This window comes from uncultured Campylobacter sp. (assembly GCF_938039245.1).
GTDB lineage: Bacteria > Campylobacterota > Campylobacteria > Campylobacterales > Campylobacteraceae > Campylobacter_A.
The window spans coordinates 65,795-82,978 of the sequence record NZ_CALHVN010000002.1 but is presented as its reverse complement, the minus strand read 5'-3'; the positions used below and the strand labels follow the sequence as shown (position 1 = coordinate 82,978).

Here is a 17,184-nt window from a genome sequence, read left to right as displayed (position 1 = left end):
TTGGAGTTTTAGACAAATTTTGCAAATTTGAGTTCCATTTAACGGCGGCAAATTTGATATAGTTTTTAAAATTTAGTTTGCAAAACCGCGCGGACAAATTTGGATATTTTAGAAAATTTATTGAGATTTCGCATTTTCGAGATGCGGGTTTAAAAATATACGAGGCGCTAAATTTAAAGCCGCGTTAAATTTGACCGAGTAAGAAAAAAATTCGCCGACCGCCGAGTGCGGCAAATCGGCGAAAGCGGGATTATTTTATAACGCCGCAAACCATTCTAGCGCCGCCGCCGCCAAGAGGCTTTGGATGGTCGCTGTGGTTATCGCCGCCGACGTGGATCATTAGCGAGTGGCCTTTTAGCTCATCTAAGCTCTTTATTTTCGGAGCTAGGACCGGATAAACCGCATTGCCCTCAGCATCGACGAAAAGCGCAGGCAAATCGCCCTTGTGGCCATTGTCGTCCCATGCAAACGAGTGTTTTTTGGCGTCGCTTGGGTCCCAGTGGCCGCCCGCTTTCATGCCTAGACCTTTTTCATTCGCGCCGCAGTCGGCATTTTGATGCACGTGAAATCCGTGCGCGCCGCCCTCAAGGCCTTTAAGATTCGGAAATAGCGCCACGCCGTAGTTGGTCTCGACCGCTACTACCTCGCCAACGACCGTGTTGCCCTTTTCGCTTAGTTGCTCCATGGTGACTACTAGGTGCTTGCCCGCCTTTGGATCAAAGGCTTTTTCTTCGTGCGCAAGAGCACTAGTAGCAAGCATACAGCCTAGAGCCGCGCTAGCTAAAACGATTTTTTTCATTTTTTCTCCTTAAAATGTAATTGCAAGGTAACTATAGCCTAAATTTAATAAATTTGCGCTTTAAATTTAGACGATTTTAGGATACCGCTAAAGTTAAAATTTGCCACCGATTTGGGGCTTGATTTACCGCCGTAAAAACCTAAAACCGCGTAAGCCCGATTTATCGCGACGATACAAAAACTTGCTGCCCGCACCAGGTCTTACGCAAGCAAATTTAGCGATTTTGTCTGCGATAGTCGCTAAACACTAATAAAACAAATAGCCAAAAATCAAAAGCGCGAAATTTATTTTATCCGGTCTAAAATTTGCGCCAGCTCGCCGCTTTGACCGATGCGGTAGAGCGCAAAGTCGTATTTGATCGGATCGGCGGGGTCAAATTCGCAAAGCTTGTCCGTTAGCTCGCGCACGGCTTTAAAATCATAGCTTTTGCGAGAGATTAGGCCCAAATTTAGCGAAACTCGGTGCGTATGCACGTCAAGAGGTATGAGGAGCTTGCTTTTTGGCAGGCTTTTAAAAAGTCCAAGGTCGATGTCGCTATCTCGCACCATCCAGCGCAGGAACATATTGTAACGTTTATACGGGCTTTGCGGCGCTTTTTCGTACGGCTTGCCGAAGAAAAACTCATACCCCTCCGAGCGGTAAGGGTTTAGCGAATAGATAAATTTGATTAGTTTGTTTACGCCCTCTATCATCGAGCCGCTTTTTTCAAAACCCGATCTCACCGCGCTTTCGATATCGCCGTGCTTTTTTAGGCGCGAAACGGTGATAAAAATCTGCCGCACATCCTCGCAGCTTTGAAAGCGGTATTTGTGCCGCGTCAAATTTGAAATGATTTGCTCCTCGCTTTTATCCAGTAGCGAAAAATCAAGCGAATTTAGAAAATTTACGATGAGTTTTGCATTACCGTAGGCAAAAAGAGCGCAGATGAGAGCAATCTCGGGCGTTTTAAATTTGCTCGCGACTTGCAGCGGATCGGCGGCGGCAAACAAGTCCGCATGGGTATTTTTAGAGATTACGTTTTGATCCAGGAGGGTTTTTAAGTCCATTTTTAGCCTTTTTGGCTGAGATTTTAAACCAAAAAGGCTAAAAGAAATTTAAATTTACTGTTTTAGCGTGAGCAAGGTATCGAGCATCTTTTCCACGGTCGTGATAATTTTGGCCGCCGCACCGTAGCTGCTTTGAAATCGTATGAGATTTGTCAGCTCTTCGTTTAAATTTACGCCGCTAACGGACTGATACTCGGACATCGCAACCTTATGGATGGCTGTATTTGCGTCGTTTAGATCGTTATTTGCCTGAGTCTGGCTGGCTAAATCGGTGGTGATATAACGGTAGTATCCCTCGACGCTCTCTTCTTTATCCGCATGCTTGTCGGAGTAAAATATTATTTTTTTATACTGCATTTGCACCATATCGTTTGCGACTTCGTTGTTGCCAGGGGTCGGATTTGAGTAGGCTTTTAGCTTGTGCGGATTTTCGGTTAGCTCGCTTTTTACGCTCATATTTTTTGCGTTTCCGCCCTCAAAGACCCTATTTATCCCGATAATACCCGGGAAATTCGTACCGCGATCTACAAAAGCGACGCTGTATTCGCCGGCATTTCTTTTAGCTGTTACGCCAAACGTACCTTTGCCCGTTGCCGCATCGTATTGATAGTTTGCCTGAAAATAATCATCCACGTCGTTTAGCGAGTTATTATCGCCGTTATCGTCGGTATCGGAGTTAAAATCTCTCACGATAGAGTTGCCGCGCGCGTTGTCATTCATAGACGTAGTTGCGTTTATGTTTATCGTCTTGCGTGCAACCTCTTGGCCTTGGTTATTGTAAACTACGACGTCAAAGCTACCGTGTTTGATGTCGTTATTAAAATTCATCAGCGTCCTAGAGTTGCTTAAGCCGTCTAGTTCGTCCGTCACGGCGTTTTCTACGGCTGATTTGGCGTAGATGTTATTTGTCTCGTTGATGATGCCTTTAGCAAACGTATTTAGGTTGTCTATATATTTTTGTATAGTTCCGTCTTGAAACTCTCCGCTATCATCCACTCTGCGTCCGCGTAGATCCAGCGCAGCGCCTAGTTTACCGCCCGAGATTCGTCCGTTTAGATCGACCTTTTTACCGTCGTCCCTCTCGAAAAATACGCCTTTAAAATCGCTCTTATCGCTTATCCTATCGACTGTTAGCGGATGATATGTCGTGCCGTCTACGATGTTAAATCCGGATATATTTATCTGATGCTTCGTACCCATATCGGTTACGGTTGGATCAACATTACTGCTTTGTAGTTGCCCTTTAAATACGCTGATACCTACGAGCTTTGACATCGCAAGCTCGAGCTGATCGCGCTTATCTCGCAGGTCGTTTGCTCTAGTGCTGCCGACTGATTCTACGCGGACGATCTCTTTATTTATCTGCGCGATTTGCTTGGCGTATTTGTTGATTTCGTTTACGGAAACCTCTACCTGCGAGTCCACGTCTTTTTGTATCTTTGTTAGCATATCGTGGGCTTTATTTATGCTATTTGATAGCGTTGCTGCCGAATTTAGCAAATTTACTTTCTGCGAGCCTTCCGTCGGGTTTGAGGCGAGGTTGTTCCACGCGTTAAAATAATTTTGTAAATCTCTGCCTATGCCTACGCTTTGCAGATCGGGGAAGCGCTGCGAAATCTCTTCTAAAATTTGCTTTTTATATTCGCTTGATTCTAAATTTATATTTGAAGTACGAAGTCTAGCGAAAGTAAACTCGTCATGCACGCGCACGACCGTATCGACCTTAGTGCCCGTACCGATGTCGCCGGGCATATCGTGAAAAGGCTCTCTGGCAGACTGCACGACGCGCTGCCTCGTGTAGTGCTCGCTATCGGCGTTTGTGATGTTGTGTCCGGTCGTGGTGATTTGCGTTTGCGCGGCGTCTAGGCCGCTCATTCCGATATGTAAAGACGAAAAAATATTAGCCATTTTTAAACCCTCGTTTTAAATAAACTTTCAGGCGTCAAGCCTTCTTTGTCGTAGTTGCCGGGCTCGCTTTTAAACATATTTTTTAGCAAGCTATCAAAAAATTCTTTTACTCCGACGACGTATTTTGCGTATTCTTTGTTTTTTGAGTAGAGCTCTTCAAGCTTTGAACGCATGAGCGTTAGCGATGACTTAACCTCATCGTCAAGGATAGAGCTTAAATTTGCCCCGCCGTTTTCCCTCGAGACTCTTAAAAGCTCTTTATCTAGTAGCGATTTTATAGATTCGAATTTTTTAACCAGCTCGTTTTTGCGTCTAACGCTATCATCGACCCTGCTGTGGTCGGCTAGTTTTATCTTTTCTATATCTTCCGTAGTTTGGGCGATGAGTTCGTCTAGCACGCCCATCGCCTCATCCAAATATCTTTTAAGCATTTTTGTCCTTTCTTTTTACGCAAGGACAAAAAATTTTATAAAAGCGTATCGGCAACGGCTTTTGCAGTCTTAGACATATCTAGTTTATATGTTCCGTTTGCGATCTGCTCGGCTATCTTTGCGACCTTGCTTTCTTCTTTGCCTTGTGTTTTTTCCATGTTTTCGCTCTTTTTTACGTCGTTTGAGCGAGTGATTTGCTGCGGGCTCATGCCCAGTTTAGCTCCCAAAGTTCCTATCATTTTCAAGCCTTTTTAGATTTGTTAGAAACTAAATCGGCAAAATCTGAAATTTCTTAAGCCCTTTCTTTCAAATAATTGAATAAAAGTTCGCTAAAGCCCAAATTTCCGCTCAGAGCCTTGCTCATCGTATCGTTATACATCGAGTGATATATCTCGTCTCCGGCGTCTTTGCCGAATAACGGATTTTCGTCCTTTAGCGCGATATCTAGCACGCTTTTAACCAAAAACGCCTCAAAAGCATCGGTTTGCTCTTTTAGAAGCGCGTCTTGTTCGCTTTGAGGCTTATTAGCGCGCCTATTTTCGATAGAGCTCGTAGCAAATTTATTATAAGAGCTTAAAGCCGCCGAAGTATCTACGTTTAACATTATATTATCTCCAAATTTACGTGTATGGCGCCCACGCGCTTTAGATTTTCCATTATCGCGATGATGTCGCTAGGAGTCGCGCCCATCTTGCTTAACGCCCTTGCGACGCTAGCTACGGTAGTTTTTTCGCCGCTGATTTTTAGCATATTAGTTAGCGGATCGATCGCTGCGCCGTCTTGCAAGTCGATTGTTTGCCCGTTTGCAGCCATATCGTCGTAAGAACTAGGCTCTATCTTTATCGTGATATCTCTGTGCGTGATAACGACTGGATCGACCGTGATATTTATACCGCTTACTATCGTGCCGGTGCGCTCGTCGATTACGATTTTATCTAGCGCTTTATAATCCACGTCTAAATTTAACACCTTAGCGATAAACTCAACCGCGTTTGAGCCTTCCGGTTTTGATACTTTGATGGTTCTAGAGTCGATAGCCGTCGCAGTTTCGCCGCCTAGATTTAAATTTACCGCTCTTTGGATATTTGAAGCGGTGTCGAAATTCGACTCTTTTAAGCTTAAAAATATCGCTTCTTGATTATAGATATCGTATGCTATCTCGCGTTCCACGATCGCGCCGCTTGGGATCGTACCCGCGGTTACGTGGTTGCCGTCCTTGCTTGCTCCGCCGCGAGACGCCGTCTTGCCGCCTATGGTTAGCGAGCCTTGCGCTAAAGCGTAGATGTCGCCGTCCACGCCCTTAAGCGGAGTCATCAAAAGCGTTCCGCCCTGCAGGCTCTTTGCATCGCCGATAGATGATATCACGACATCAAGCTTATCGCCCTGCCTAGCAAACGGCGGCAGCTTTGCGATAACCATTACCGCGGCGGTGTTTTTTGACTTGATGTCGTCGGGCTTGATTTTTACGTTTACGCTTTGAAGCATATTTGAAAGAGACTGTATCGTAAACTCAGAGCTACTGCCGTCGCCAGAGCCGTTTAGACCGACGACCAGACCGTATCCGATCAGCTGATTTTCCCTCACGCCAACGACGTTTGCGATGTCTTTTATCTGCGCCGCAAAAGCCGATATAGCAAGGGTTAGCAAGCATGCCGCTAGTTTCATTTTCGTCCTTAAATTTATATTTTCAAAGACGAAAAGCAATTAGCATTCCAAATTTGACGCAAGAAGTTTAAGAATAGTAGCTAAGCGAAGTATTTCCGAATTTTTTAGATTTTAAAAGCATAAAGGCACCGATGCTTTCAGGTAAATTTAGATGGCTGGCGTGCTCAAAAGCGATCAGATAAATTTTATCTTTTGGCAAATTTCTTGCTAAATTTACGCACTTTTCATAAACGTCAGCAAAGCCTTCCCTGATATCAAAAGGCGGGTCAAGATACAAGATAACGGGCAAATTTTGCCTCGAGACAATGGCGGGAGTAGCGTCAAAAGTATCGCCGTTTATGATTTCTAGCTCGTCTCCGATAAGTTTAGCGTTTTGTATCGCGATTTTATAGGCATTTTTGTCGATTTCTACCGCGTAGACCTTTGCCGCGCCGTTACTTAGCGCCTCTGCGGCCATCAGCGCGCTACCGCCGAAAGCCTCGATAAAAACCTTGCCCGCTAGCTCGTAGCGAAACGAATCAAAAAACGAGCCCTTGACGATGCTTTTGGTGCTTCTTGTGGTTTGAAGCGATGGCAAAAGCAGCTTTTTACCTTTAAATTTACCGCTTGAAATCGTAGCGTATAGATTTTTCAACGAGCTTTCCTTAGAACCGCAAGCAGCTCTTCTTTAAATTTATCTATTAAATTTGAAACCTCAAGCTCCAAATTTGAACCGTTTTGCGGTGCGGCTTTTTCTTTTGCGGGCGCGGCCGCGCGAGAAGGCGCGACTGGTTCTGAAAACTGGATCGCCGAGTAAAACTCCTCAAGCGCGGAGATAAGAGCTTCTTTGCTAAAAGGTATTTTTAGATGAGGCGAGTGCTCGGCGATCACGAAAACGGGCTTTTTGGATTCTATCTTTTTATCCGCCACGATAAAATCGCAATCTTTTTTAGGCGAGATAAAATCTCTTAAAAACAGCCTTAGTGACTCCCCCAGCAAAATGCAGTCGCACTCAAACGAAATTTTCACAAATTCTCCTTTCTGCCTTGATTTAGGCTGGATTTTAACAAATTTATACGAAAATTTAAATTAAGAAAAATTTGAGCGGCGGGGCTAAAAAAATTTGCAAATTTGACGATATAGAAGCTAGCAAACATTTAAAGGAGAAAATATGGAAATTTTCAAAGCGGCAAGCCAGCCGATGGCAAACGCGATTACAAGCTCGCATGCGCAAAGCTCTACTCAAACTAGAGAGGTCGAGCAAACTCACATCCAGCATGACGCAACGCGTAATTTAACCGAGCAAAATAACGAAACGCTAAGCAAAGAAGTAAAAGAAGCCACCGAAAAACTAAATAAACAAATGGAAGATCTAGGTACCAGCATACGCTTTGGCTATAACGATAAAATAGGCGCGATGTACGTAAACGTAATGGAGATGAAAACGGGCGAAGTTATTCGCAAAATCCCGACCGAGCAGGCGATGAAACTAAGCGAGTATTTCAAAGAAGCCGTCGGCGTATTATTTGACAAGGAGAGCTAAAATGGCGCTAGGTAAAGTTTCTTCACTCGGCTTTGGAAGCCAAGTTCTAACTCAAGACGTTATAGATAAGCTAAAAGCTGCCGACGAAGCGGGTCAGATAAAACCCGTAACCTCTAAAATCACGGCAAATGCGACGAAGCAAAAGGATCTAACCGCTCTAAAGACGCTCATCGGTACTTTTCGCTCCTCGGTTTCTACCCTAGCAGACGATAGCTCGTATCAAAAAAGAACCACCACCGCAGACGGCAAAAGCGCGGAGGTAACCGCAAGCGCAGGCGTAGCGGTACAAGATATCGAAATAGACGTAAGGCAGCTAGCAAAAAAAGACGTTTATCAAAGCACCAAATTTGCCACCTCAAGCTCATTTATCGGCAAAAACGGAACATTTGGCATAAAAGTCGGAGGCACGACGCATAAAATAGAAGTAAGAAGCTCCACTACGCTTGAAGAGCTAGCCGATAAGATCAACGAAGTCACAAACGGCGCCGTTTCGGCAAAAGCGATGAAAGTAGGCGGCGAAGATCCGTATCAGCTTATACTGCAATCAAAAGAAACGGGTGCTGAAAACAAGATCGAAATCACCGACGTAGATAGCGACGGATCGGCTCTAAGCGGCGCATCGGACGTCTTGCAAAAGCTCGGCTGGGATAGCGCAAATATCGCTAGTAATAAAATTTCGACCGCGCAAGATGCCGAGTTCGTCTACAACGGTATCACGATAAAACGAAGCGGCAACGAGGTAAAAGATTTAAATTTAGGAATGACGATAAAGCTAAAAGATACGGGCAAGACGACCTTTAGTATCAAAGAGGACGCAAGCGCCATAAAAGAGAGCATGCAAAGTCTAGTTACGGCGTACAATAATCTTACCAACAACCTAAAAGTCGCCACCGACTACGATAGCGATACGAAAAAATCGGGAACTTTTCAAGGCGTGAGCGAGATAACTGGCATAAAATCGACGCTAAATAAAATTTTATTCGCCAATCAAACCTACACCGATAAAAACGGCGTAACCAAAACCGCAAATTTAGCCGACTACGGGCTAAGCTTAAATAAAGAGGGCTTGCTAGAGCTTGATAGCTCAAAACTGGGTAGAAAGCTAGACGAGGATTTGCAAAGCGTGCAAAAGATATTCGCAGGAGGCACGACCTACGGCACGGCTCAGGCTTTTAGCTCTAAAGCCGTAGACGCCGGCTCGCTAACTATCGCAAACGAAGATCTAGTCATAAACGGCAAAAAGATAAATTTACCGGCTACTGCGGCTACGAATACCTCAAAGCAAAATGCACTAGCTCTACTAAAAGCCATAAACGACGCAGGTATCGCTGGCGTGCAAGCTACCATAGCCTCAAGCGAAGATAAAATAACGCTAAAAACCACGAACGGTACGGCAATAAGCATAAAAGGCTCGCCCGCCACGCTAAACGCGGTAGGCCTAAGCGAATCTACGATAACACCTAAAAGCACGACCGTAAGCGGCATCTTTTCCTCGGCGAAAAAGACTGTAGACGGGCTAATCAACTCAAAAAACGGCTCTTTAACCAAATACGGACAAAGCCTGATCGAGGAGAAAAAAACGCTCGATGCCGAAAAAGAAAGGACGCAAAAGTCGCTAGACGCGAAGTACGCCACGATGGAAGAGCGATTTTTAGCATACGACAAGATCATCAGCAAGCTAAATAGCGAATTTTCGTCGCTAAAATCGATGATCGAAGCCGAATATAATAAAAAATAAAGGTAAATTTATGCAATACAACACTGCACACGCTGCGTATTCGCAAAATGCCGTAGGCGGCATCGAGTCGCCTACTAAGCTCATCGAGATGCTTTACGAGGGCGTTTTGAGATTTGTCTTTAGAGCCAAAAAAGCGATGCAAGAAAACGACGTGGAGAAAAAAGTATATTTTATAAACCGCACGAATGCGATCTTCGTCGAGCTTCTAAACTCGCTAGACTACGACCAAGGCAACGTCGCGCACTATCTAAGCGGCCTTTATACCAGGCAGATCCAGCTACTAGCCATGGCAAATATAAACAACGACGAACAAAGCCTAAACGAGGTCGTAAGCGTCACAAAGCAGCTACTAGAAGCTTGGAAAGAAGCGACCGGACAAGCCGATGTGGCTGGATGAGCTAAAAATCGCCGTCGCTAACGATGACGCGGAAGCTATCGCAGCGCTAGCAAACGAGGCGCCTAGTAAATTTGACAGCCTAGAGGATGCCCTGCAAGCCAAAGAGCTCCTCGGCGCGGCGATAAATTTGATCCAAGAAAATAAAGCAAAGCTAGGCAAAGAGCTAGAAAAGCTAAAAAACGTAAAAAAATATATGGCGTCGTAAATAATTTCTTAAATTTATGGCGCTTTTTAAACCTCTCTCTCAAATTTATCCGCACAAAGGCAAAAAATGACGAAAAACGATATAAAAGACGCTTTGCAAAATAGCTTCGGCTTGGAGATAGCAAGCGGTTTTAGAGTGCTAAAAGAGCGCGAGCTAGCCCGATTTAACGACGAAGCGCAGTTTGATTTCGAGGGCGAGAGCGAGATACTGCGCGAGTTTTATATATTTGCCGATACGGTTGCGGGCGACTTGTGGCTTGCAAGCCTAAAAGACGGCAAAGTCGCCTTTTACGATCATGACGATGGCAATCTTTGTGCGTCAAATTTGGTTAAATTTGATCTAGATATCGCAGGCTGGCTTGAGATCGCCCAGACGTTTAAAAAATTTGAAAACATAGACGAGCCAAACGCAGAGCAAACCGCCGAATTTAAACGAACCGTGAGCGCCGTTTGTTCGCAAATTTTAGATATTTGGGATATTTAAAACCGCAAATGCGCAGCCGTTTAATGCGCTCAAATTTAAATAAATATTGCAAATTTTGATGCTGCTAGATCCGAGCAAATTTGAAGTCTACCCAAAACACTCGCCTAACGCCGATGCTTCTACCTTTTGCCCGTACAGCTTTTGCGGCCCGGATAAAAATCCTAAATTCTAAAAACCGCCAAAATGCAAAACATCGAGCGTTAAATTAGCGCGGCACTTTGCGTTTTTATACAAACGACAAAAAATCGCCGATAAATTTTAAATTTACCAAACGTTTCTATTTTGGAAACTCGGCCAAATTTTACGGCGTCAGAACAAAAACCTCTGCGCCCTTTTTCGTAATTTTAGCCTGTTAAATTTATGCCTTGCGCCGATAAAAATTTACGCTTAAATTTAAAAACTAGCCGAAGCGAATTTACGCCGTTTAATTTAATCGCGTCTTCGCCAAATCTCGCAAAAATATCGGCCAAAGCCGCAAATTTACGGGCGGATTTTAGATTATTTGCAAGTTTTACGCGCGTCGTCGCCGAAATCAAAAAACCGAAAGTAGAAAAAGAAGTAAAAGGCAAGGCATGGCGATAAGCCGAGTTCTGTCGTGAGTGATTATTTATCTACTCCAAATTTTACAATTTGGCTCTAGCGAAGGGTTTGACATAAGACTCAAAACCATCCCTCCTTGCTGCGAGTTGGGTTTATATAGCCGCCGCGCTTGCACGCCGCGCTGGCGGGCTCTTACCCCGCCGTTTCACCTTTACCGCCGAAGCGGCAGTTTGCTTTCTGTTACACTATCCCTTGGGTTACCCCAGCCATCCGTTAGATGGAACTCCGTCTTATTGCAGCTCGGACTTTCCTCTTTTGCCTACGCAAAAGCAATCACTTGCCATACCTTGGGCGCGATTATAGCTTTTTCGTGTTTAAGGATAGCTTGGGCTAGATTTTACAACTTTTGATACAAGTAAAAATACGCGTATATCAAAGTTCATAAGCACGCAAATTTAACGATCTCGCGTCAAATTTGCGTTTTTCATAGACGAGATTAAGCCTTCTTTAAAAACTCCGTCTTTAGCACGATGACGCCCATTTTATCGATCTTGCCTTCAATTTCTTTGTCGTCGTCCGTGAGCTTGATGTTTTTTACCATAGTTCCGCGCTTTAGCGTCGCGCCCGCGCCTTTTACTTTTAGATCTTTGATCAGAGTTACGTTATCTCCCGCGTTTAGTTCGGTTCCGTTTGCGTCTTTTGGCATATTTTCTCCTTTAAATTTAGCGCCCATTTTACTAAAAAATCATCAAAAAACAAAGCCCGGCGCGCTAAATTTAAATACGGATAGTAAATTTTGCCGTCATAAAATAAACTAGTCTCGTTGCAGACGACCCAAAAGCCCGCCGCAAGCTAAAATAATAACGCAAAGCTAAATTAACTCCGCGCATCAAGCTAAGCCGCGATCTCTATCTGCCCTCTTTCTTTTTATTTTTACGCCGTTTTTAAATTTGTTAAGCTAAAGCCTCACGCGCCTTTTGCGTCGGTTAAACCAAGCGCAATTCCTGCCCGCTTACCTACTCTCCCGCATCGTATAGACGCCGCCTTCGTTCGTTACGTCAAATTTTTGCTTTGCTATCTCGTCAAAACTCTTGCCATTTATCTTTACCTTGCCAGGCGTAGCGCTTTTATCGCCTACATTCATCTTAAATTTGCCTCCTGCTAAAAGTAGCTTTACGCGGATACCGTTTTTGGGCGAATATTTACCGTCTTTTTTATCAAAAAGCGCGCTAAAAGGCAGGCCGCGCGCCGTCTCGCCGGGACTTGGCAACCCAAAATCGCCCGCAAACGCGCAAATAGCCGCAAGCGTAAAAATCAAAATTTTCTTCATCGCTCATCCTTATTTAAATTTTATGCTATGAAAACTCCGCGCCGCACTTTGCAACCCGCGCCGTAAAAGGCTTTAAGCCTCGATAAATTCGTCGTTATTTATCGCGCGCAAGTCGCAAACATCGCCGAATTTCGCCATAATCTCGCGCGTAGCCTCCGTAAAAGGCTCGCAGCCAAAGTGCGGCACGACGCAAAAATCAACCAAATTTAACCCCGTAAAATCGCTCGTTTTTGCGCTATTTTCATCCATCAGCGTAGCATATTTCGTATCCGGAGCCGCCGCGATCGCTCCCGCCGACTCGCCGACGTAAATTTTGCCCGCTTTGACCGCGTCTTTTATGGCTTGGGCGGCGTGCGATTTTCGCAGCTCGTTAAGCAGATAAAACGTATTTCCGCCACTAACGTAAATGACGTCGCACCGACTAATAGCGGCTAAAATTTCATCGTCGCAAAACGGTTCGTCCTGCTCGGATACTAGCGCTGCCGAATTCTGGGTGCAAGAGACGTCGAGGCGTATTAGCTTCGCGCCTAATTTTTCTAAAATCTCCACCGCTTCGCCGACGTAGAAATTTACCTCTTCAAATTTCGCCGCGGTATCTATGAAAACGACGTTTTTGCCGCTAAAATTTACCCGTTCGTTAATCCTAGCCGCAACCTGCGCAAAGTAAGAACAAAGAAAAATATTCGCCATTTTTAATCCTTTTAAAATATAAATTCGCAAATCCATTATATCCAAACGAGCCTAAAACGTTCGTATTTCGCATCTCCACGCTACCTGCAAGCCGCCCGCATGCCTTGTCTTGCGGCTTAAAAATTTAGCGATTTTTAGATACGGGTCTTGGCGCGAAAATCCGATAAATTTAGCCTCAAATTTAAGCTTAAAATTATAATGCGCCACTTTAGTTTGTAGCTTTTAAAGAGCGTTAGGCGAGGCGGATTTTGATTTGCGAAATTTAAACCTAAAAGTTAAGGCAAAAGCATTTTTATAAGACGAGGCGCAGGCGAACGAGGCGAGGAAGCAAGCTAGTCATCCGCGACCAAAGCCTGGCCGGCGGCGACGTATAGCGGAAAAGCCGAGCCGCCCTACTCAAAGATATTTTTGTGTAAGATTTCTTCTAACACCACCGTCGCGTAGCTTCCTTTTTGCAGCGTGAAATTTATCGTAAAGTGCGCCTTTTCCTCGTTGTATTTGTAGCTCGTATCCTCCAAATAACACCACGCAAAGCGCCTAGATCCCGTCATTTTAGCTTTATATTCATTTACCTGCGCGAAAATTTGATCCTCGACCATTCTCGCCGCGCCCTGCGCCTCATACGCCTTCAAGCCCGCGATCAGCCCGCAGCTAGTGATATTTCTAGCATCAAAGCGCGCGCCCTCCGCGTGCAAATCCTCGCACAAAAAGCACTTGCCGTGCGGGTAGTGCCCCAAGACTTCGCCCTCTATCAGCTTAAAAAATCTCTTTTGCGATTTTAAATTTTTCAAAATCGCGCCATCAAGATACGGGTAAATTTGAGCTAGCTCAGAAAGGCTAAAATCCTGCGCGAACCTCGAAATCTCAACGCGTTTGCTAAGCCAGCGGTTAAAAAGATCGCTTTGATATGCCGAGATCAAAAAGTCGTTTAGCTTTGGATTTTTGCTCTTTTTGCCGTTTACGGTGCCTGATTTTAGTAGTTCCAGCCCGCTTTGCGCGTTGTCGCCGTATTTGCCGAAACGCTGATAACCAAAGTAGTTAGCATATCCTGCCTCGTCAATATTTCGCACGGCTTGTTCTAGCTTGGCCGCTTCGCTAGGCATCACTTTTTTTAGGCGGATAAAAAAACTGTTGCCTTTTAGGTGCCCGATGCGAAGCTTATTATCATGCGCGCTAAGGCTTAAAATTTTCATCTTTTCGTGGCTAAAATTTGCTAGCATAGACTCAAATTTACGAGGCATCGAGATAAACTGCGTTGTCATACCCTGCTTGTCTTTTAGCCCCGCGTAGCCGAAATCCCGCATCTTTACGCCGCTTATTTCGCTAAGCGCTTGCAAGGCCTCCTGCGTCGTCATGTCTTTTTTGCAAATTTCGATTATCAGGTGCTCGCCCTGCCCGCTAAATGCGTAAAGCGGGATCTCGCGCACCACAAAATCGTCCGAGTTTTTACTAAAATACGCGTTAATGGGCGCATGAGTGAGCGCGTAAAGAGGCTTAAAAATGGTGGTTTCTTGCATTGCTTTTAAATTTTCCTTTCGTGATTTTGGCAAAGATCGTGATTTTCGTGCGTGTTTTGCGAGCTAGGCTTAAAATTTTGGCGCGATTTTTCGGACTAAACGTAAATAAAATCTCGTATTCTTCGCCGCTATTTAGCTCGAGTTTGCTTAGCCGTTTGCTAAATTTTGCCCCACACCGACTCTGCGCGCAAAGCTTGGCTAGATCTGCGCCAAGCCCGTCTGAAACGTCCATGGCGGCGTTTATTTTGCTTGCTGCGGCGTAGAAAAATTTATCCTTTAAAACAGGCTTTTTAAAACGAGAATTTGACGCGACCCGTCCGCCGTTTAAAAGCGTCCTAAGCCCTTTTAGACTGCCTCCAAGCTCGCCCGTAAAAGCAACCAGATCGCCCTTTTTCGCTCCGCTTCGCAAAACCGCCTTACCGCAAAGCCGCGAGATAACGGTAACGCTAAGTAAAATTTTATCGCTGCCGATCGTGTCGCCGCCGATGATAGTCACGCCGTACTCGTCGCAAACGTCGGCAAATCCCTTGCGTAGCGCCGAGATCTGCGCCGCGCTCGTGTTTTTGGGCAGCCCAAGTCCTAAAAGCGCAAATTTAGGCTTGGCGTTCATCGCGACGGCGTCGGAGAGGTTTACCAGCATCGCCTTGCGCGCGATCTCCTCCATACTAAGCCAGCCTGCTAGGAAGTGCGTCCCCTCGCAAAAAAGGTCCTTGCTATACACCCACCGGCCGTGCTCATGCGCGACGACGGCGCCGTCGTCGCCGATGAAGGAGTTGCTAAATTTATCGATTATTAGGCGTTCTTTATCCATTTTGCGATTTTATAAAATTCGGGCTAAAAAGGCGCTTGAAAAACGAATTTATTTAAGCGGCTCGGCAAATTTAGCCGCTTTTAAATTTGACGAGTTTAAAAATCTATCCGAAAATCTCAAATTTGCTAAATAGTTCCGGTTCGTCTTTTACTATGCCGCGCTTAACGAGATCAGCCACGACGTCGCGGTTGCAGTCGGTTTGTAGCGGCCAGCCGCGCGTATAGCCCTCGGCGTCGCCTTTTGCGGTGGCGTCGATGCAGACCGCACCCTCGCGCACGTAGATATCGCGCAGAGCGTCGATGTTATTCGTCACGCGCCAAAGTAGCATGTATGGGTTTTCTAGGCGGTTTTCGCAGCCAACGAAAACGAGTAGTTTAAAGTGCTCTTTAAATTTCAAAAGCTCTTCAAAAACCTCTTTTACGAGGCGGTTTTTATCAAATTTGACGACGCAAATCGGAGTTTTGGTATTTGTTTTAAACTGCGCTAGCTGCGTTAAATTTGACTCCACTTCTTTAAATTTAGCTAGCAGCGCGGCGTCGTCCAAAAGCGCTGGCGCAGGCGCCGAAAAATCCTGCGTAGCGTCGATTCCTAGCTTACCGCCGAAGCACGAGTTTGGGCTGGCGTGATCTAGCTGATCGCATACGCCTTCGCTGATTAGCAGAGCATCTTTGCCAAAACGGTTTAAAATATGCTCCGTAAGCGCGTCATAATCGCTCAAATCAGGCGCATCCTCGCCAACGAAAACCGCGTGTTTGACGAAACTCATCTGCCCCACGCCCCAAAACGCGTGCATCGCCTGTTTGGCGTGCGCTGGATAAAGGGCGTTGATTTTAGCTAAAATCAGGTTGTGAAAGACGCCGTTTTCAGGCATGTTATAATCCAAAAGCTCGGGCACCGTCGTGCGCAAAAGCGGCAAAAAAATGCGCTCCGTCGCCCAGCCCATGTACTTATCCTCAAGCGGCGGCTTGCCGACTACGGTCGCGTGAAATACAGGCTCACGCTTGCTCGTGATCGCCGTAACCTCCATCACCGGAAACGGCTCCACCGGCGTATAAAAGCCCGTGTGATCGCCAAACGGCCCTTCAAGCTCAAATTTATCCGTATCCACAAAGCCCTCGATCACGTAGTCCGCGTCGTGCGGGACGTAAATTTCGTTCATTAGCGACTTTACGAGGCGGGCGGGCTCTTTGCGGATAAAGCCGTAAAGCAGCAGCTCAAACACGCCCTTTGGCAGCGGCGCCTGGCCGCACCAGATATAGAGCGGATCGCCCCCTATTGCCACGGATACGGGCATCTTGCGGCCCGCGCGCTTGTATTCGTTAAAGAAATTCGCGCCGTCTTTGTGTATCTGCCAGTGCATGCCGAGGCGATTTTTACCGTAAATTTGCAATCGGTACATGCCGACGTTTTGCAGTTCGCCATCTAGGCTCTGCGTATAAACCTGTCCCATCGTGATAAAAGCGCCGCCGTCAAGCGGCCATGTTTTTAGCGCGGGAAGCGAGAACAGATCGACCTCATTGCCCATAAATTTGACCTGCTGACACTCGCCCTCACCTTTTAATCTTTTCGTGAAAATTTTTCTCATCTCAAACAAATATGCGGCAAAATTTAGCTTTTCGCCAAAGCTTTTAGGCTTTTTAGGCTTTAAAAGCCGCTCGATCTCGCCCGCGATCTCGTCGGGATCGCGTCCAAAGATAAGCTCTAAAGCGCGCTCTGAGCCGTAGATATTTGTTAGTACGGGGGCAAATTTGCGCCCCGTTTTTTTGCAGATAGGATTTGTAAAAAGTAGCGCCTGCGAGTTTTCGCGCTTGACCTCGATGTAGCTTGCGTGCGCGATCTCTAGATCGATATCCGCAGGCTCGTCGATGACGCGCAGCAGGCCGTTATCTTTTAGAAGCTTGATGTAGTCCATATTTTTCCTTAATAATTTATATCCGAACAAGCCGTTTTTGAAGCTAAAATTTTGGCTGCGTTTGAGTTAAATTTGTAAACATTTTGAGCCAAAAACACGACTTTAACTGCCGAAAAATTAGTAAAATCGTAAAAATTATCGGTTTTGGCGGATACGCTAATTTAACGCCGACTTAGCAAAAATTTGATCT

The 17,184-nt window shown here is 45.6% G+C and carries 21 protein-coding genes and 1 other RNA gene; 5 read left to right on the top strand and 17 right to left on the bottom strand.

The window, feature by feature from the left end:
• Nucleotides 1-250 precede the first annotated feature (250 nt).
• From Q0218_RS00740 to Q0218_RS00700, 9 genes are all read right to left on the bottom strand, one after another.
• The gene (locus Q0218_RS00740) at nucleotides 251-799 is read right to left on the bottom strand and encodes a superoxide dismutase family protein (RefSeq protein ID WP_297965350.1); all 549 of its coding nucleotides are present in this window, start codon (nucleotides 797-799) and stop codon (nucleotides 251-253) included.
• Nucleotides 800-1,083: 284 nt separating this feature from the next.
• Nucleotides 1,084-1,845 (bottom strand): TIGR02757 family protein, encoded by a 762-nt coding sequence (locus Q0218_RS00735; protein WP_297965348.1) that lies wholly within the window; start codon nucleotides 1,843-1,845, stop codon nucleotides 1,084-1,086.
• Nucleotides 1,846-1,899: 54 nt separating this feature from the next.
• Nucleotides 1,900-3,753, bottom strand: a complete 1,854-nt coding sequence (gene flgK, locus Q0218_RS00730; protein ID WP_297965346.1) for a flagellar hook-associated protein FlgK — start codon at nucleotides 3,751-3,753, stop codon at nucleotides 1,900-1,902.
• 2 nt (nucleotides 3,754-3,755) lie between these two features.
• Nucleotides 3,756-4,184 (bottom strand): flagellar export chaperone FlgN, encoded by a 429-nt coding sequence (gene flgN / locus Q0218_RS00725; protein ID WP_297965345.1) that lies wholly within the window; start codon nucleotides 4,182-4,184, stop codon nucleotides 3,756-3,758.
• Between the two features lie 35 nt (nucleotides 4,185-4,219).
• Nucleotides 4,220-4,423 (bottom strand): flagellar biosynthesis anti-sigma factor FlgM, encoded by a 204-nt coding sequence (locus Q0218_RS00720; protein ID WP_122873807.1) that lies wholly within the window; start codon nucleotides 4,421-4,423, stop codon nucleotides 4,220-4,222.
• Between the two features lie 53 nt (nucleotides 4,424-4,476).
• Nucleotides 4,477-4,788 carry a rod-binding protein gene (locus tag Q0218_RS00715; RefSeq protein ID WP_297965343.1) on the bottom strand — a complete coding sequence of 104 codons (312 nt, stop codon included), beginning with the start codon at nucleotides 4,786-4,788 and terminating at the stop codon, nucleotides 4,477-4,479.
• A complete protein-coding gene (locus tag Q0218_RS00710; RefSeq protein ID WP_297965341.1) occupies nucleotides 4,788-5,849 on the bottom strand; it encodes a flagellar basal body P-ring protein FlgI in 1,062 nt (353 codons plus the stop codon). The genes Q0218_RS00715 and Q0218_RS00710 overlap by 1 nt, the downstream gene beginning before the upstream one ends.
• Before the next feature lie 67 nt (nucleotides 5,850-5,916).
• Entirely contained in the window at nucleotides 5,917-6,483 is a 567-nt protein-coding gene (gene rsmD, locus Q0218_RS00705; RefSeq protein ID WP_297965339.1) for a 16S rRNA (guanine(966)-N(2))-methyltransferase RsmD, read from the bottom strand.
• Nucleotides 6,480-6,857 (bottom strand): hypothetical protein, encoded by a 378-nt coding sequence (locus tag Q0218_RS00700; protein WP_297965337.1) that lies wholly within the window; start codon nucleotides 6,855-6,857, stop codon nucleotides 6,480-6,482. The genes rsmD and Q0218_RS00700 overlap by 4 nt, the downstream gene beginning before the upstream one ends.
• A 142-nt stretch (nucleotides 6,858-6,999) precedes the next feature.
• On the opposite strand from Q0218_RS00700, the gene Q0218_RS00695 reads away from it, so the two are divergent.
• The 5 genes from Q0218_RS00695 (at nucleotide 7,000) to Q0218_RS00675 (ending at nucleotide 10,194) form a co-directional block, all read left to right on the top strand.
• Nucleotides 7,000-7,371, top strand: a complete 372-nt coding sequence (locus Q0218_RS00695) for a FlaG family protein (RefSeq protein ID WP_297965335.1) — start codon at nucleotides 7,000-7,002, stop codon at nucleotides 7,369-7,371.
• Nucleotide 7,372: 1 nt separating this feature from the next.
• Nucleotides 7,373-9,109, top strand: a complete 1,737-nt coding sequence (gene fliD / locus Q0218_RS00690) for a flagellar filament capping protein FliD (protein ID WP_297965333.1) — start codon at nucleotides 7,373-7,375, stop codon at nucleotides 9,107-9,109.
• 10 nt (nucleotides 9,110-9,119) lie between these two features.
• A complete protein-coding gene (fliS, locus tag Q0218_RS00685; RefSeq protein WP_297965331.1) occupies nucleotides 9,120-9,506 on the top strand; it encodes a flagellar export chaperone FliS in 387 nt (128 codons plus the stop codon).
• Nucleotides 9,493-9,711 carry a hypothetical protein gene (locus Q0218_RS00680; protein ID WP_297965329.1) on the top strand — a complete coding sequence of 73 codons (219 nt, stop codon included), beginning with the start codon at nucleotides 9,493-9,495 and terminating at the stop codon, nucleotides 9,709-9,711. The genes fliS and Q0218_RS00680 overlap by 14 nt, the downstream gene beginning before the upstream one ends.
• A 66-nt stretch (nucleotides 9,712-9,777) precedes the next feature.
• A complete protein-coding gene (locus Q0218_RS00675) occupies nucleotides 9,778-10,194 on the top strand; it encodes a hypothetical protein (protein WP_297965327.1) in 417 nt (138 codons plus the stop codon).
• 563 nt (nucleotides 10,195-10,757) lie between these two features.
• Here the strand turns inward: Q0218_RS00675 and rnpB are convergent.
• The 8 genes from rnpB to Q0218_RS00635 all read right to left on the bottom strand — a co-directional run bounded on the left by rnpB (nucleotide 10,758) and on the right by Q0218_RS00635 (nucleotide 16,994).
• An RNA gene (gene rnpB / locus Q0218_RS00670) (RNase P RNA component class A) lies at nucleotides 10,758-11,083 on the bottom strand.
• Between the two features lie 147 nt (nucleotides 11,084-11,230).
• The gene (locus tag Q0218_RS00665; protein ID WP_185898507.1) at nucleotides 11,231-11,440 is read right to left on the bottom strand and encodes an alkylphosphonate utilization protein; all 210 of its coding nucleotides are present in this window, start codon (nucleotides 11,438-11,440) and stop codon (nucleotides 11,231-11,233) included.
• A gap of 306 nt (nucleotides 11,441-11,746) precedes the next feature.
• The gene (locus tag Q0218_RS00660) at nucleotides 11,747-12,064 is read right to left on the bottom strand and encodes a hypothetical protein (protein WP_297965326.1); all 318 of its coding nucleotides are present in this window, start codon (nucleotides 12,062-12,064) and stop codon (nucleotides 11,747-11,749) included.
• 72 nt (nucleotides 12,065-12,136) lie between these two features.
• Nucleotides 12,137-12,754: a Type 1 glutamine amidotransferase-like domain-containing protein gene (locus Q0218_RS00655; RefSeq protein WP_297965324.1), complete on the bottom strand. Its 618-nt coding sequence runs from the start codon at nucleotides 12,752-12,754 to the stop codon at nucleotides 12,137-12,139.
• Nucleotides 12,755-12,805: 51 nt separating this feature from the next.
• Complete coding sequence (locus Q0218_RS00650) at nucleotides 12,806-12,961, bottom strand: hypothetical protein (protein ID WP_297965322.1); 156 nt, start codon at nucleotides 12,959-12,961, stop codon at nucleotides 12,806-12,808.
• A 185-nt stretch (nucleotides 12,962-13,146) separates the two neighbouring features.
• Nucleotides 13,147-14,271 carry a tRNA pseudouridine(13) synthase TruD gene (truD, locus tag Q0218_RS00645; protein WP_297965320.1) on the bottom strand — a complete coding sequence of 375 codons (1,125 nt, stop codon included), beginning with the start codon at nucleotides 14,269-14,271 and terminating at the stop codon, nucleotides 13,147-13,149.
• Complete coding sequence (locus Q0218_RS00640; RefSeq protein WP_297965319.1) at nucleotides 14,249-15,082, bottom strand: thiamine-phosphate kinase; 834 nt, start codon at nucleotides 15,080-15,082, stop codon at nucleotides 14,249-14,251. The genes truD and Q0218_RS00640 overlap by 23 nt, the downstream gene beginning before the upstream one ends.
• A gap of 103 nt (nucleotides 15,083-15,185) precedes the next feature.
• A complete protein-coding gene (locus tag Q0218_RS00635) occupies nucleotides 15,186-16,994 on the bottom strand; it encodes a menaquinone biosynthesis decarboxylase (protein ID WP_297965317.1) in 1,809 nt (602 codons plus the stop codon).
• Nucleotides 16,995-17,184 lie beyond the last annotated feature (190 nt).

What these genes read in the sequence shown, in the direction of transcription:
- Q0218_RS00665 (WP_185898507.1), bottom strand. Translation starts at nt 11,440, where the DNA reads ATGCCAAAAGACGCAAACGGAACCGAACTAAACGCGGGAGATAACGTA.
- fliD (WP_297965333.1), top strand. Translation starts at nt 7,373, where the DNA reads ATGGCGCTAGGTAAAGTTTCTTCACTCGGCTTTGGAAGCCAAGTTCTA.
- Q0218_RS00635 (WP_297965317.1), bottom strand. Translation starts at nt 16,994, where the DNA reads ATGGACTACATCAAGCTTCTAAAAGATAACGGCCTGCTGCGCGTCATC.
- Q0218_RS00675 (WP_297965327.1), top strand. Translation starts at nt 9,778, where the DNA reads ATGACGAAAAACGATATAAAAGACGCTTTGCAAAATAGCTTCGGCTTG.
- Q0218_RS00695 (WP_297965335.1), top strand. Translation starts at nt 7,000, where the DNA reads ATGGAAATTTTCAAAGCGGCAAGCCAGCCGATGGCAAACGCGATTACA.
- Q0218_RS00735 (WP_297965348.1), bottom strand. Translation starts at nt 1,845, where the DNA reads ATGGACTTAAAAACCCTCCTGGATCAAAACGTAATCTCTAAAAATACC.
- Q0218_RS00720 (WP_122873807.1), bottom strand. Translation starts at nt 4,423, where the DNA reads ATGATAGGAACTTTGGGAGCTAAACTGGGCATGAGCCCGCAGCAAATC.
- Q0218_RS00640 (WP_297965319.1), bottom strand. Translation starts at nt 15,082, where the DNA reads ATGGATAAAGAACGCCTAATAATCGATAAATTTAGCAACTCCTTCATC.
- Q0218_RS00655 (WP_297965324.1), bottom strand. Translation starts at nt 12,754, where the DNA reads ATGGCGAATATTTTTCTTTGTTCTTACTTTGCGCAGGTTGCGGCTAGG.
- Q0218_RS00740 (WP_297965350.1), bottom strand. Translation starts at nt 799, where the DNA reads ATGAAAAAAATCGTTTTAGCTAGCGCGGCTCTAGGCTGTATGCTTGCT.
- Q0218_RS00715 (WP_297965343.1), bottom strand. Translation starts at nt 4,788, where the DNA reads ATGTTAAACGTAGATACTTCGGCGGCTTTAAGCTCTTATAATAAATTT.
- truD (WP_297965320.1), bottom strand. Translation starts at nt 14,271, where the DNA reads ATGCAAGAAACCACCATTTTTAAGCCTCTTTACGCGCTCACTCATGCG.
- Q0218_RS00680 (WP_297965329.1), top strand. Translation starts at nt 9,493, where the DNA reads ATGTGGCTGGATGAGCTAAAAATCGCCGTCGCTAACGATGACGCGGAA.
- flgK (WP_297965346.1), bottom strand. Translation starts at nt 3,753, where the DNA reads ATGGCTAATATTTTTTCGTCTTTACATATCGGAATGAGCGGCCTAGAC.
- Q0218_RS00710 (WP_297965341.1), bottom strand. Translation starts at nt 5,849, where the DNA reads ATGAAACTAGCGGCATGCTTGCTAACCCTTGCTATATCGGCTTTTGCG.
- flgN (WP_297965345.1), bottom strand. Translation starts at nt 4,184, where the DNA reads ATGCTTAAAAGATATTTGGATGAGGCGATGGGCGTGCTAGACGAACTC.
- fliS (WP_297965331.1), top strand. Translation starts at nt 9,120, where the DNA reads ATGCAATACAACACTGCACACGCTGCGTATTCGCAAAATGCCGTAGGC.
- Q0218_RS00660 (WP_297965326.1), bottom strand. Translation starts at nt 12,064, where the DNA reads ATGAAGAAAATTTTGATTTTTACGCTTGCGGCTATTTGCGCGTTTGCG.